Raw genomic sequence first — 14,210 nt, 5'->3', positions numbered from 1 at the left:
TTAGAAGAAAATTAGGGATGATGATGAGAATAGTTTCTGGGTCAGCGTTATTTAGTTTATCTGGTGCACTTTGTGTGGGTATGCTTGCATTGAAAGGCTATGCCCATGAAGCGTCTCATGACATGGAAACAGGACAAATAATTAGTTCACATGTGGAGCTGCTAATGCGAAAGTCGGCGGGTACCATGATTGAAAAGTGTGTCGAAATTCCTTCCCTGTACAGAGTAAGTTTTAATTACACATCGGCTGAGGTAACACTGTTTAGCGTGCACTATCACCAAGGCGAAGAGGTTTTACTCGCTTTTGATGAGGATGAGCAGTCGAGTCTAAGCAGTCATTTTAATACTCAATCAGATCAAACCTACTGCTTTACTTGGGTGAATGAACAGGAGCAAAGGCGCGATTGGGTCATTTCACTAGAGTATAAGGCCGCACCACTTTAACTATTTAGGTGGCTAAGCTGATCTGACATCTGCTGGTACGCTTTCTGAGTTGAGTCTACTAAATTCCAATATTGGTGACGTTTTTTGCAATTTGCTGTGCATTCTGTTGCGGAATACCAATTTTAATTATTGGTGTTTCGCCTAAGTTAATGAAAACTATTGAATTGGTTATTTTGGTATGGTCTATGCACATTAATGAGGAGTAGATAACACAATATTATTGGAGTTGACTATGAAGTCTCTGTTGAGTCAATGGTTCAGATGCATTTCAAGCTTAATCCACCTAAAAGTAGTGAATGTAGTTAGAGTGATCTTTGCTGACACTCGTAAGATTCTCACTCAATCACCTCCTCAAGATACTCATGGTATAGGACTCTTTACTTGTACTTTCTTGATTGCCACCTGCTTTTTTTATAGTCAGCCGCTGTTGGCGGTCGATGATTCGAAGCATGCGAAACATGAGTACTTGGAAAGGGATCTTATTATTATCGATCTCGCAGTGCATGATCCGCAGATGTTAGTCGCAGCGCTTGATACTAAGGCTAAGCAGCAGCGGGGGATAATAAGTTACCCCAAAGTTGTTTTCCTTCAGCCAAGTCTGGAACCTCTGCAGCAGATTTTAACTGCCGTTGAACAGACTGGACGAGTGTCAAGTATCTCCATTATTTCCCACGCTTCTACGAGCGCTCTTTTACTTGCCGGCAGGTGGGTCGATAAATATTACATTATCGAGAAAGCACCTCTAATGCGTGAAGTATCGACATATTTCAACCAAGGAACCGAATTAAGCTTATATGGATGCAACCTAACCTCTGGGCGACTAGAGAAGCATTTTGTTGACACATTAGCTGATTTAACATCTCTAAATGTTAGTCGGGCAGTGGATATTAACGGTGAACTCAGTGAAGGCCGAGCCTGGAAATTAGAGTATCAGATTAGAGATATTGAGTTAGCGTCTAAAGCTAGTCGAGGACTCAATCAAGCTGTTCATCAACCCTAACACTTAGAGTGTTGGTTGACATTTTTATGAGGAGTCTTTCTGGCTCCTCATTTTGCATTTTGCCACTCCATAAGGTGTAAGAATTTTGTCGATTTATTTACCTTACAAGTAAGCTATTGAAAATTGGACGGGCTACCGAGTTGGCTTAGCTATTGCAACGTATTATCTAACTGCATATTGCCAATGGAGTGCATCATGAAAACGTCAATAATCAGCAGAGATAATCCTAACTATATTGTCAGGGGGCTCTCGGTTCTTAGTTTGATTCTAGTCAACCATACCCGTAGAAATATGGCTCTGAATAAGAAAGCTGCCAAAGAATCACCAAGCAATAAATGGTTATCCTTTCCCTTTGCTTGGTTGGGGATCTTATGTTGTTTGTTTATTTTTCAGACCTCAGCCAATGAGACAAGAGTTAATAGGTTTATTTTGGGATCGACTCCATATCTAGTTTCTGACGTGCCTAATGACCAACAGCAGAAGTTGACCTTAGATCTTAAACTCAATGGTGGTCGTAGCCCTTTAGAGATTGGTTATAAATTCACGCCAAAATGGCAAGTTTCATTTGAATCAATTGAAGTTGGTGGAGTCAGGTCATCGCTGGATAGTTACACTTTCGTTAATAGCAGTGATATCCCTTACACGTCCCCCGCTTATCAAACCCGATTATACTCAGGCTGGGGAGCAAACTTAGGTTATAACTTGGATCTATCGTCTGCAATTTCAAGTCAGGTTTATCTAGGAGCCTATAGTTGGCGAGATGAGAGGACAAGCAGCATATCGGATAGCCGCAGTGAAGATGGACTTTCTCCTTACCTAGGCTTAGGCGTTAAATATCGATTATCAGATAAGGCGAATGTAAGGTTTGACTGGCATCACTTAGAAATACAAGGAGATGGATTCGATCAGCTTGGGATATACCTGGACTATAGATTTTAAACTGGTGTTGGCATGCGGTGATACAAACTGTATCAAGTGGGTTGTTTACTGCTGTAGATGTTAAATAGTATTATCGCTCTGTACTATGAATGTATCGGTGGTAATTATGACCATAACCAGTGTTGGAGCCCCAATCAGCGGGCTAAATAACTATTCAGTGAGCTTGCCTCCAAGCAGTCAAGGGGGAGCCACAGCCGTTGCTCATGTTACTGAATCTTCACAAGTGCGTCTTTCGCCAGAAGCTAAACAGCTAAATGCTCAAGCAATGTCACCATCAACAATGCCAAACTCCAATAGCACAGTGGCTCCTGTGAAGGAGAGTTCATCTTGGTTCGATGATGCATTGGACTCAATTCTTCCTGATGACGCTGATGATTCTGCAGGTACAGAAGATGATTGTTCTTGCACTGTGGGAAAATACTTAAAGGCAGCGGCATCTATTGGCAGTGTCATTGCGTTATTTGCCTGATTTATATCGGTTCTACCTCTATTTATCCGTAATCCTCAATCAGTCATTCTTTGAATACTTTCTCTAAGAAGCTCAACATAGAACGGACCTTAGGCGTTATGCTCTTATGGTTGGGATAGAGGGCATAAACTTTCGAAGGAGGGCACTGCCAGTCAGGTAATATATGTAACAAGTTTCCTTCATCAATAGCCTCATCACAAAGGTAAGACGGCAACATAGTCACGCCGCAGCCTGAAATGCAAAGCTGACTCAGTGAGAGAAAATCATTCACTTCCACTTTTGGTTTTACCTGTATCTGCTCCAAGATATCTGTTTGGTGTAATAGCCATTGATTTTTAGCCATACCGCTGGTCATAAACAGGCTGGGTAGTTGTGCTAAATCTATGGGGTGAAGCGGTAACATATGTTTATCTATGAGTGATGGGCTTGCACATAGCTTTCTCTCTAATTGACCTAAGTATTTAGCAATAAGGCTCGAATCCTCTAGCTCTCCAATTCGGATCGCCAGATCAAATCCTTCCTCAACGAGGTCGATACGCCTATTTGTCAGCTCGAGGCTCACATCCACATCCGGATATTGCTCAATATATTCATCCAGATATTTACTGATGATCTGCTGTCCTATGGTGACAGAGACGCAGATTTTTAGTTGGCCTCTCGGGCTTTCAACTAAGTGGTCGACGCATAACTCGGCTGATTCAACTTCTTCCTGAATACGTTGACAATGTTGCAGGTATATTTGACCTACTTCGGTAAGGTGAATACTACGAGTCGTGCGTTCGATAAGTCTCACCCCCAGATGTGTTTCTAGCCGAGTGAGCTTACGACTGATGTTGGACTTAGGTAAGTTCAGCACTTCGGCTGCCTTGGTAAAGCTACCTGCCTTAATCACCTCGGCAAATACCAACATATCATTAATGTTTTGCACTTCAGCACTCCTCTGCTACTAGCCAATTCGTCAAAAACAATTGTAACCTAAAACAGAACAGTTGTTTCTATTTTGTCATGTTTATCCCATTTGATTCGAGGGCTATTATTAATCCATCAACAGTCACTAAGGGCTGGAAAAGATAAGGAGTCACAAGATGGAAGTATTAACAAAATCAGATCTACGCGAAGGTGGTTTTGCCGGATTAAAAGAGCACCAACTTGTGATGGACAAGAAAGCCTTCGGTCCAAATCGTAACCCTCAGACTTGGGGCGGGTTAGGCAATTTTGTCTACCTAGCAGACGCGAGATTTATGCCTAAAGGTGAGACCTTAATGCATGGGCATAAAGAGGTCGATGTTATCTCTGTGATGGTCAAAGGCCGTATCAATCATGAAGGCTCCCTTGAGCATGGTCAGATGATGAATGCTAAACAAGCTCAAGTCCAGAGGGCGGGTGGAGAAGGGTTCTCTCATAATGAGGTCAATCCTGACGATGTAGAGAACCAGATGATACAACTCTGGGTTCTCCCCGAACGTAGTGGAGAGAAGGCGGGTTACAAGTTATATAGCCCCAAAACTGGCGAGTTAACACGGATCTACGGTGGTGAAATTGGACAAGATGAAACGTTCGATAGTCATACACAGATTAGTGTCGCCAACCTAGAAGCGGATCATGGCTTCGAACAGAATACAGCAAGTCTGGTGTATGTCAGCGATGGAGAGGTTGAGATAGACACAGAGCGTTTTGAGGCCGGTACGCTGGTGCGAAGCGAGGCGTTTACCCTGGTGGCGTTAACCAGTGCCCAAGTGATAGTGATCGATATAACGCCCATATGATGCTAGCTATATTAAGCACTGTAGGGCGTTACTTTTTTATGCTGATCCTAATAAGCCCAGTTGGCTCAATACAGGTTTTAATGGTCAGTATTAATGAGAGAGCGACTGAAACAGTCAACATCACAAATATGGCGACTAATATAATTAATTGATATTTAATGGCCACCATAGGGTCACTGCCACCGAGTATTTGGCCTGTCATCATGCCGGGCAAGGTAACTAAGCCCGTGGTGGTCATCGATGCGAGTATAGGTGCAAAAGATTGCTTTAATGCAGACTGCATAAAAGGAAATGCGGCTTGGTAGGGAGTGACTCCTAGGGCTAAGGCTCCTTCATATTGATCTCTCTTCTCATCAAAAGCACTGAAGAGCCGCTGAAGAGCGACAATATTACCGCTAAGACAATTCCCTAAAAGCATGCCAGCCATAGGGATCAGGTACTGCGCACTATAAACTGGTGAAGGTTTTAATAATACTAATAATAGAATTGCCATTAATGGCGTTATACCAACTAAAAGGCCAGTGGTTATTGGTAAAAACAGTGGTTTTTTTGGCAGTTTAGCACTTCCTATAATTGCGCTGGCACCAATAAGCAGCATTACAGTAAGCCAAATCAAGTTGAGCACTACACTATTAAGTTCAAATAAAAACTCTAGATAGAGGCCTACTAAGATTAATTGAGCCGTCATGCGAAAAATCGCTACGGTTATCTCTTTGCCAAGTGCTAATTTAAGAAAGCGATTGATGAGCAAGGGGATGGATAAAACCAACATAAACAGAGCTAGTTGAGTCCATGAAATATCAATAGTTGGCTGCATTTCTACCTATCCGATTATGGTGTCTTGCTGAGAAGCGCAATATCTTCTAAATCGACCTCTCTGGCAAGGTGAGCTTTATATTGTGTAAGCTCGCTAATTGGTATTACAGAGAGTTCACGTCCAAAAGCCTGTCGTCTACAAGAGGCTGAAAAGTCAGGTGAGAGCTCAATCCATCTTGATTGTTTCTGGCTATAAATTTTGGGCGTTTCATCTGTATTAAATTCAATCTTTATGCCCTGATAAATAAGTTGTAACCCAACCACGTCCCATTCGTTATCTTTATACCTCTGGGGCCCGAAGGTGAGGTAGTCTTTGCCGAACTTAGCTATTTTTTCTATGTCCCTTTGACGAACGGTCAAATCAATATCATAGATCTCACGTTTTGCTCCATAAGCAATGGCGGCAATCCCTCCAATCATAAAATAGGGAATAGACTCAGATTCAAGAAAATCGACAATCCAATTCATTGCTTTCATAGGTTCAAGGTGTCAACAATTACGGGTTTTAATTAACAGCTTATCACACTGATAAACATAAAGATTAAGTTGTTTAAACTGCTGTTGGTTTTATTAGTTTTATAAAATCAAATAATTAAAGGTGATATCGACGTTGCTGATACAAGTTGATCCACTTTAGCAACCTTTCTGAAATAGGCCATCACTAGGATTCGCAGCACTGAAATTTATCCTTTGGAGTCTGCTGTGTTTAAAAAAACTGTTCCTATTCTTGCTATGAGTCTTGCTGGTTTAGCCATTACTGCCTGTTCTTCTGACTCTTCAGAAGAAACACCTGAGGAGAAGCAGGGTCAATGGCTAAAGGGAGACCTTCATGTCCATACGGCCATTTCGTCTGATGCCAGAGAAACCTTGAGTGATGTTTTAAAGTGGTCTTTTGAGACCTTTGAGATGGATTATGTCGCACTATCAAACCATATGCGCAATAGCAGTCAGGATAATGATGATAACGACCTTGGGGGCATCTTATTTTATGATGCTCTAGTGAATTATGAGCTGCCAGGGGTTGCGGAGTTGCAGGCCAGCCACTACCCGAAACAAACTGTTATATCGACTTTTGAGTGGGATATGCCGACTCATGAACATTTCAATATCGGTATTTTGGGTGATGAGGTGAACTCAGCTGAAACACTTGAAGCGATTAAGACCTTTGAATACCTGTTTAGCTATCAAAATGACATTGAAGATTTTGATCCGAAAGATGTCGCGAACTGGACCGCACAAGGGCTAGTTAGACAGAATAAAACCCATCAAGATGGTGTGAGCGCTTTGGCTTGGCTGCAGCAACATTTCCCATCGACGAGCTATGGCATGTTAAATCATCCTAGGCGTTATTTAAGTAGTTACAGTATTGCTGATGTGAGAGATCTACATGACGCAGCACCCGACGTATTCTTTTTAGTTGAGGGGATGGTCGGTGGTCAGTTTAGTGGTAATCGAGGCGATTATGCCGAAGCAAGTAGCGGTGTGTATGGTGGTGTTGACCCTGTCGTTGCTGAAGTTGGTGGCTGGTGGGATGCGTTACTTGGTGAGGGGCGCAGAATTTGGAATGTTGGGAATTCAGATATCCACTTTAAAGTTCGCGAACCTTATTCCAGCAGCTACTTTCCAGGTGAATATGCAAAAAACTATACCTATGCGCTTGATAACTCTCCGCAGGGAATTATCGATGGATTAAGAAGTGGTAAGACATTTGCTGTATATGGTGACTTGATCCATGAACTGGACTTTACCATGAGCGGCACGGCTACCACTGAATATATGGGCGGTGTTTTATCCGCGAAGGCTGGAGATAAGGTGACCATTGATATTCGCTTCAAGAGTCCTGAAACCAATAATAAAGAGCAGGATATTGGTGATGAGAACTTTAATGGCCTTAACCCAGGTGTGCACCATATTGACTTGATAGCAGGGAGCGTTGGCACAAAAGCCCTGCCTGATAGCGGCTACTACCACAAGGAAACCAACGATACGACTCAAGTCGTTAAAACGTTTGTAGCACAAGATTGGCAGCTTGATGCTGATGGGTACTACTCTATGAGCTATAGCTTTGTGGCGAGTGATAATCAGTACTATCGTTTAAGAGGGACTAATCTTGATTATAACGTCGAAGGGCTAACGTATAAGGGGGATCCGCTTCAGTCGGAGTCATACCCTCCAGCCGATGAAGGCGAAACCCAAGCTCGGTACAACAAGATTAATCAGCGAAACTATGACGATCTTTGGTTTTACTCTAATCCTATCTTTGTCGAATTAGATTAGTGGCCTGTTCATTAACATTGGTGTAAGTATTATCGGTGAGAGATTAAATGACAGGGGAGCTATTTCCCCTGTCATCTTGATGGTAAAGGTCGATGACCCGATTATGGTTTAACGACACATGGCTTTACACTAATCTTATGCAGCCAGTGATTATCTGTAAGCTGATACTGACCGAAACAGTCAAATCTTAATAGGCTGCTCAGCGGCCCTGCTGAAACTGCTTTACCATCTCTTCCAGTTTGCCACTCATTTCCGATAAGCTCTTGCCTGCCTGAGAGTGCTCTTCTGCGCCTGAGGCGAGTTCGACTGACATGGTGTGGATCTTGGTAATATTCTGATCTACATCTTGAGAAACCGCACTTTGCTCATCTGCAGCCGTAGCGATTTGAACATTCATATTATGAATAGAATCTATAGCCTCGGCAATCTTAGTCAGTGCCACACCTGAGCGAGTGGAATATTCGACTGCTGCTTGAGATTGCTCGCGACTCTGCTCCATAACAGCAACAGCCTTACTTGAGCCTGTTTGTAGTTTTTCGATAATGGTATTAATTTCTTGGGTCGATTGCTGAGTTCGACCAGCCAAGGTGCGAACTTCATCCGCCACAACGGCAAATCCTCGTCCCTGCTCTCCGGCTCTTGCAGCCTCGATAGCGGCGTTCAATGCCAGTAAGTTTGTCTGTTCGGCTATGCCTTTAATCACATCCAATACAGTGCTGATGGCTGCACTTTGTTCATCGACCTCCGCAATAGCTTGTACCGAAATATCAATCTGCTTAGCTAATTCATTTATCTGTACCACGGCCTGTTGTACTATCTGAGCACCATCATTGGTCTGCTTATTGGCTTCTGTCGTAGAGTCGGCTGTCTGTGCCAGATTTGAGGCGACCTCTTGAGATGTCACGGTTAATTGATTCATTGCGGTGGCGACGATTTCGGTCTCTCTGCGTTGTTCATCGATCACTTCGCTGGATTGCTGGGATACTTCGGCAAGTTGCTCTGAGGCGGCAGAAAGTTGTACCGTGGTCTCTGAGATATGGTTGATCATATTAAGTAGTCGAAGACGCATATTATTCATTGCCGATAACAATTCACCTATTTCATCCTTGCTGGTGACTTCAATTTGGTGGTTTATATCTCCCTCTGCCATATTGGTTGCTTGCTTTATGCCGTCAATGATCATCTTGGTGGTGAGCCAGCTTGTAAATAGACCTATGATAATACTGGCGATGGCTAAAATGCTTAATACCCAGATGGCGTGATGTTCATAATCCTCAGCATGCCGAGCGCTGGCTTCGGTAAATTTTCCTATCTCATGGAGTAATGCCTCGAGCTCCTTATCGAGTTTATCTTCTTCTTGTTCAACTTTTAGAGCCATGACCTCTGCATCATGTAGCTTTCCGGCCTGCAGAAGTGCGAATACCTGATGAACATGTTCGACAAAGCCTTTGTGCTCGGTTTCAATTTGTTTCAATGCCGTGAGTACAGCCTTAAACTCGGCATAGGCTGCTTTTGTGGCGCCTTTCATGGCCTCACTGGCCATGGCTTCTGCTTCGAGTATCTCGGCATCGACTTGTGGCGTAAGTGCATCGAAATGATGCATTGCAGTGTTAAAATTTTCTCGGTTAGCTGGCTCCCGCTCCATTGTGGTGCCGAAATGCAGCGAGCGTTCAAATTGAATAGCCTGCTCAAGTTGATGGGTGGTGATGGCTGCGATCTTTTCCGTCAGCGGAATATCTTGTTCGGCTACAGTCTCTAATTCAGTGCCTATTTGGTTCATGCTGTAGATAGCATAGCCAGAGCTTAAAATTAATAGGCCGATCACTATGGCTGTATTACCAAGCAATCTAGCCTTGAGCGACAGGTTGATCATGAACATTTTCCTTTTATTATCTGGTTGAGATATCTCTCATATATCACAGCATAATTCACAGTCACTTTTCCAGACTTCGTCTTACGCCTACTGCAGAAGGAGGGCTGGATCTGTTATTTTTTTTAGCCTGTAGAGATGGCGTTAAACCGAGATCGGGCTTAGCTATGTCTCCTTGAGTATAGTCACACACACCACTTGGAAATATATTTTCGAGTTTTTGCTGATAGCCTTGCATGGGCACATCGCCATATATGCCTCCTTCTATGGCATCACTAATAGAAACTCGGCCACATTTGAAAATACTGCCGGCCCATGGGCCACCGGCTTGTACACGAATATTGCTGTAAGTCGGAAAAATTTTACTGCATTTTCCAGCTGGTTTATTGTTCCATTCTCCATCCCATACATTGTCGCCTTCAAATTGCACATTCCCTTGTTCATCGATGCAGCTATCGACAAGGGCTAAGGGTTTGGTCATTACAGGATCTTTATCTTCAGAGTTTCTTCTTGCCAGTAACCATTGGTCTAAGAATGCAATGCCTTTATCGATAGGGGTATGATCTTTATGAGATATCCAGATTACTTGATTATCATTGTGTCCCTGATATTCCAGCATACGTAAGCGGGCTTCGAAAGAGGCTAAGGTGTGATGCATGTTAAGATCTTCTTCAAGATAATGACGTATCTCTAAAATGGGGACTTCGGCTTTCCCGATAAACACTTGGCCGTAGCGGTAGCCATTATCAATAGCTTTAGGATCTGAGGGTTTTCGTTTGGCCACGTGAGATTTAGGCTCAGTAATATTATTGCGACCCCATAAACTTAGCCAGATAGGAAATTTCATACCCAATGGGGTAAATGCAGTCTCTTTACGCATCTTATCTTGAGGTACCCAAGAGCCAATATATTGATTGAGATGAATAAACTCATCTATGCTGATATCGCCTTGCTGCATCGCTTTGAGGCCATATTGAACACCTTCATTTCCCCAGGTCGTGCGGGCAAAACCATTATCATCGGTGCCATAAATCTGGGCTAAGTCTTGCCAGTAGGTCCAGTTGACTTGCTCCTTTACTTCATCAGAGAAGTAGGGTTTAACAAATCCTTGCTTAGGGTTGTAAAAGAAGGTCGATGCGATGAACCAGGAATAGACACATTCGCTACTGCCATTAGGCATCGAGGGCCACGCGCCAGCAAACATTTGATTAAGAGGGACTAAAAAAGTGTAGGGATGTTCGAAGCCATTGATACCATTCATACCTTCAATATTTTCTCGCTGCTCCCAGTCTTTCCATTTACTGTTACCATTATCTGTGATGTTAAAGTAGTGTTGTAGGAGATCACAATCGAGTATAAATATCGATTGTGAGACCATATCTGGGTAGCTATAAATTGGCATTAATCCATCTAAAACGCCGGTGCTGTTCTGTGCAATAAGGTATTGGGCAAGTCCACCACCAGAGCCACCTATTCCTAAGGTGTATAGCGGTTCGCCATAGAGAGAAATAAACTGGGATTTAACCCTTCTAGCAGTATCTTCAGCTAGCAACATATTATAGCTATAGCTAGTATTATTGCCGCTCGAGCCTATGACTGCATAGCCCTGTCTTAACAGGGTATGTCGTCGATTAATAAATCTGCTCGCGCCCATCTGCCCCTGACGAAAACCTATACTGGCACCGCCTTTAAATTGATAGATGAGCTTGTTGTTCCAATACTGTTTAGCGTCTCTATCACCTAAGCTTGTCTCAGGAACTAACATGGCAATAAAATAGATATAGCGGTTGATGCTGCCCCTTTCTAAGCGAAAGATTTCTGGTACAGGTTTACCCTCAATGTGTGTGGTTGCTATCTTTTCTCTAGCGGGTGGCATTTTTAGATCGTAAGGGAGGATTTTATCTGTGCCTGCTAAGGTGTAGAAGTAGTCGATTCTTGAGATGGTCATGCAGTCTTTGCTATAGCCAATGACCTTGTCATTTTTATCATAAACCGCGACGCCGTAGCCCTGCTGATTGTCCACAAGGGGTTGGCCTATTCCTGCATCGAGTGTCATACAATAAAATGGGTATTGGCGCTTACCTGAGTACAAGCTGTCGGCTGGGCCGACTTTGCCGAGTGGGATTGGAAAGGCAAATGTCTCTTCGGGTCTAGCTGTAAGACTGATATGTTTATCTATTTGTAATATTTGGTTTTTTTGATCCATGGGTGCAATGGATATTACCTGACGTTTAACTAAGGGGTCTTGTCCGCAGGCCACTAAAAATCCAGATGAAACCAATAGTAATAATAAAATACTTCTATTCATTCTCTGCCCCTCGTTCGATTTAGTTCTCCTATTAAGTCTTGTTCGATTCGAAGAAAATGCAAATAATTAATGCCAAAAAATTGTGTCTGTGTGTCAAGTTATAATGGAAATATATTTTGTTATTAAGGCTCGTGTAGTGAGCCTTAATCTTGAACATTATTTAGTAACGGAAATGGTTTATTTTTTTGTTAACCTCATCAACGAGCCTGGCCGAGCTGTTACTTTCGTCTTGTGCCGACTCAGCCCCTTGAGCCAAAGCCTCTGCGGCGTCATTGATGGCGACAATATTGCGGTTGACCTCTTCAGTCACTGCAGCTTGTTCCTCGGCTGCACTGGCAATTTGGTGTGCCATATCCTGAATTTTACTACTTTGATTACTGACTTCATCAAGCTCTTCTACTGCTTGATTAGCATGAGTTAAACAGGTTTGGCTTAGATCCCGGCTTTCGGCCATTGTGCTCACCGCTTGTTTGCTTTTACTGCGTAGAGAGTCGATCATCTGTTGGATCTCATCGGTAGAGTCGGCAGTTCGCGTTGCTAAGACTCGTACTTCATCGGCTACCACAGCAAAACCCCGGCCTTGTTCACCAGCTCTAGCGGCTTCAATGGCGGCGTTGAGTGCTAACAGATTGGTTTGCTCAGAAATGTTGCGAATAACATCTAAGATAGAGCCAATGCTTTCGGTTTGTTTCTCCAATTCTATGATTTCGTTTGATGCGTGGTTAACGTGCTCTGATAATGACTGTAAACCTGTAGCATTCGCCTGGACCACTTCCTGACCTTTAGAAACCGACTCTTGAGTCGTTGACACTGAGTCAGCAGTCACCTGAGCGTTATCTGAGACACTGTGAGCAGTTGATGACATCTCATTGGTCGCGGTGACGACTTGTTCTATCTCCATTTGTTGGGTACTGATCTGCTCTCTACCTGATTCAGCAAGGGCTGCATTACGTTCGGCGCTAAGGGTAAGTTCACTCATGCTATGCGCGACATCCGACACAATAGATCGAACATTGGCGATAAATGTATTGAGGTGACTGGCTAACTGACCCGTTTCATCGCTACGGGATATTTTTATCTCTTGAGTTAAGTCCCCTCCTGATTGAGTCAAGTTGGCGACGACGTCGACTAACTCACGGATCGGACGGTTGATCGACCCCGACATAAACCAGATGAGTAGCATGCCAAAAGCCGCGGCGATACAGCCCACCAGAAGTTGTCCGTTAAGGTTTTCTGCAAACCCCGTTTCAAGCTGCTCAGCAATGGCATTGGCTTTCGCTAGAGCCAGCTCTTTGGGGACTTGGATTAAAATTTCCCATTGAACATTTGTACCTTTAACGGCAAAGGTTTTGCTGGCGATGATGGCACTGTCTGTGATTGAGGTCTGCTGTAGCTGTCTAGCGGTAAGTAACTGGGCAATATCTGTGCTGTTGGCTGTCTTGCTAATATTGTTGTTATTGGTGCTGTCAGCGCTGATAAGTCCTCTAGGGCTCAGAATGATCACTCTTGCGGAGCCACTATAAAGGTTATCAGCGGCTTGGGTTGCTAGCTGCTGCAAGAAGTTAAGCGAGTAATCGACTCCGACCATGCCCACATATTGGCTGTCACGGATTATCGGTGCAACAAAGGAGCTTAGTAGTGTATCAACGCCCTGGACTTCATATGAGGCTGGATCGACGACACAGGGGGAGCGGCTTTCCATTGGGCATAAATACCATTCGGAGCTTCTTATTCCTGTCGCTGACAGTTTCTCTGAATAGAAGCCGCTTAGCGGCTGAATATCGATTTTACCGGAAGCTGAACGAGTCCAATAGGGAGCGAATTTTCCGTCGGGTAATGAGTACTTATTGTCAGTATTATTGGCATCGTCACCATCAAATTTATTGGCTTCCCATCCGGTATAAATACCTAGGATATCGTGATTATTTTCAACCAGATTTTTGAGTATGCTATTGATCTGGTCTCGGCTGAGACCGGGGGACGCGGGATATAATCCGCCTGCAACTGAGGTCGCGATATCCATGGCATGGTCAAAGGCAGCATTTATTTTCAGTGCCTCTTGCTGGGCGGCTAAATTGATATTCTCAATGACCTGTTCTTGCGCCTGACTCAGCACACTATCATGAACTTCATGTCGCAGAGCTTGATTAGAGAAATAGCCGTAGCCAATGATAGCTATTGCGACAGCAAGCAAACTTGCTGCTCCGAAGAGTAAGATTTGATGTCGAATACTTGAAAATTGAATCATTTGATCCCCTAGCGATAAAACTATTCTTCAATACTAGTTCACTATCTTGAATTGAGGAGCTTAGAAGGAAAAAA

At 43.5% G+C, this 14,210-nt stretch carries 12 protein-coding genes; 6 read left to right on the top strand and 6 right to left on the bottom strand.

The features are described from left to right. The first annotated feature begins 23 nt into the window (after positions 1-23). From FM038_RS21005 to FM038_RS20990, 4 genes are all read left to right on the top strand, one after another. A complete protein-coding gene (locus tag FM038_RS21005; protein WP_223292936.1) occupies positions 24-443 on the top strand; it encodes a hypothetical protein in 420 nt (139 codons plus the stop codon). A 232-nt stretch (positions 444-675) separates the two neighbouring features. Further along, a complete protein-coding gene (locus tag FM038_RS21000) occupies positions 676-1,443 on the top strand; it encodes a DUF4347 domain-containing protein (RefSeq protein ID WP_142871339.1) in 768 nt (255 codons plus the stop codon). 195 nt (positions 1,444-1,638) lie between these two features. Continuing rightward, a complete protein-coding gene (locus tag FM038_RS20995) occupies positions 1,639-2,382 on the top strand; it encodes a porin family protein (protein ID WP_185965710.1) in 744 nt (247 codons plus the stop codon). Positions 2,383-2,488: 106 nt separating this feature from the next. Next, complete coding sequence (locus FM038_RS20990; protein WP_142871341.1) at positions 2,489-2,851, top strand: hypothetical protein; 363 nt, start codon at positions 2,489-2,491, stop codon at positions 2,849-2,851. A gap of 43 nt (positions 2,852-2,894) precedes the next feature. Here FM038_RS20990 and FM038_RS20985 read toward each other — a convergent pair whose 3' ends face one another. Beyond that, positions 2,895-3,779 carry a LysR family transcriptional regulator gene (locus FM038_RS20985; protein ID WP_142871342.1) on the bottom strand — a complete coding sequence of 295 codons (885 nt, stop codon included), beginning with the start codon at positions 3,777-3,779 and terminating at the stop codon, positions 2,895-2,897. Between the two features lie 157 nt (positions 3,780-3,936). Between FM038_RS20985 and FM038_RS20980 the strand changes: the two genes are divergently transcribed. Beyond that, entirely contained in the window at positions 3,937-4,617 is a 681-nt protein-coding gene (locus FM038_RS20980; protein WP_142871343.1) for a pirin family protein, read from the top strand. Positions 4,618-4,645: 28 nt separating this feature from the next. On the opposite strand, the gene FM038_RS20975 is transcribed toward FM038_RS20980, so the two are convergent. After that, positions 4,646-5,434: an ABC transporter permease gene (locus FM038_RS20975; RefSeq protein WP_142871344.1), complete on the bottom strand. Its 789-nt coding sequence runs from the start codon at positions 5,432-5,434 to the stop codon at positions 4,646-4,648. A 14-nt stretch (positions 5,435-5,448) separates the two neighbouring features. Continuing rightward, positions 5,449-5,901: a MazG-related protein gene (locus FM038_RS20970; protein WP_142871345.1), complete on the bottom strand. Its 453-nt coding sequence runs from the start codon at positions 5,899-5,901 to the stop codon at positions 5,449-5,451. A gap of 234 nt (positions 5,902-6,135) precedes the next feature. Between FM038_RS20970 and FM038_RS20965 the strand changes: the two genes are divergently transcribed. After that, positions 6,136-7,710: a CehA/McbA family metallohydrolase domain-containing protein gene (locus tag FM038_RS20965; RefSeq protein ID WP_223292935.1), complete on the top strand. Its 1,575-nt coding sequence runs from the start codon at positions 6,136-6,138 to the stop codon at positions 7,708-7,710. Positions 7,711-7,909: 199 nt separating this feature from the next. On the opposite strand, the gene FM038_RS20960 is transcribed toward FM038_RS20965, so the two are convergent. From FM038_RS20960 to FM038_RS20950, 3 genes are all read right to left on the bottom strand, one after another. After that, positions 7,910-9,583, bottom strand: a complete 1,674-nt coding sequence (locus tag FM038_RS20960) for a methyl-accepting chemotaxis protein (RefSeq protein WP_185965711.1) — start codon at positions 9,581-9,583, stop codon at positions 7,910-7,912. 61 nt (positions 9,584-9,644) lie between these two features. Beyond that, a complete protein-coding gene (locus tag FM038_RS20955) occupies positions 9,645-11,888 on the bottom strand; it encodes a DUF6351 family protein (RefSeq protein ID WP_142871346.1) in 2,244 nt (747 codons plus the stop codon). Positions 11,889-12,048: 160 nt separating this feature from the next. Next, positions 12,049-14,136 (bottom strand): methyl-accepting chemotaxis protein, encoded by a 2,088-nt coding sequence (locus FM038_RS20950; RefSeq protein ID WP_142871347.1) that lies wholly within the window; start codon positions 14,134-14,136, stop codon positions 12,049-12,051. Positions 14,137-14,210 lie beyond the last annotated feature (74 nt).

The sequence above is a fragment of the Shewanella eurypsychrophilus genome, from assembly GCF_007004545.3.
Lineage (GTDB): Bacteria > Pseudomonadota > Gammaproteobacteria > Enterobacterales > Shewanellaceae > Shewanella > Shewanella eurypsychrophilus.
Note: the sequence above shows the minus strand (reverse complement) of the source record. Positions and strands in the feature narration are given on the sequence as shown.

Bases quoted from the DNA above. Each gene is read 5' to 3' on its own strand.
- FM038_RS21005 (WP_223292936.1), top strand. From the start codon at position 24: ATGAGAATAGTTTCTGGGTCAGCGTTATTTAGTTTATCTGGTGCACTT.
- FM038_RS21000 (WP_142871339.1), top strand. From the start codon at position 676: ATGAAGTCTCTGTTGAGTCAATGGTTCAGATGCATTTCAAGCTTAATC.
- FM038_RS20995 (WP_185965710.1), top strand. From the start codon at position 1,639: ATGAAAACGTCAATAATCAGCAGAGATAATCCTAACTATATTGTCAGG.
- FM038_RS20990 (WP_142871341.1), top strand. From the start codon at position 2,489: ATGACCATAACCAGTGTTGGAGCCCCAATCAGCGGGCTAAATAACTAT.
- FM038_RS20980 (WP_142871343.1), top strand. From the start codon at position 3,937: ATGGAAGTATTAACAAAATCAGATCTACGCGAAGGTGGTTTTGCCGGA.
- FM038_RS20975 (WP_142871344.1), bottom strand. From the start codon at position 5,434: ATGCAGCCAACTATTGATATTTCATGGACTCAACTAGCTCTGTTTATG.
- FM038_RS20970 (WP_142871345.1), bottom strand. From the start codon at position 5,901: ATGAATTGGATTGTCGATTTTCTTGAATCTGAGTCTATTCCCTATTTT.
- FM038_RS20960 (WP_185965711.1), bottom strand. From the start codon at position 9,583: ATGATCAACCTGTCGCTCAAGGCTAGATTGCTTGGTAATACAGCCATA.
- FM038_RS20955 (WP_142871346.1), bottom strand. From the start codon at position 11,888: ATGAATAGAAGTATTTTATTATTACTATTGGTTTCATCTGGATTTTTA.
- FM038_RS20950 (WP_142871347.1), bottom strand. From the start codon at position 14,136: ATGATTCAATTTTCAAGTATTCGACATCAAATCTTACTCTTCGGAGCA.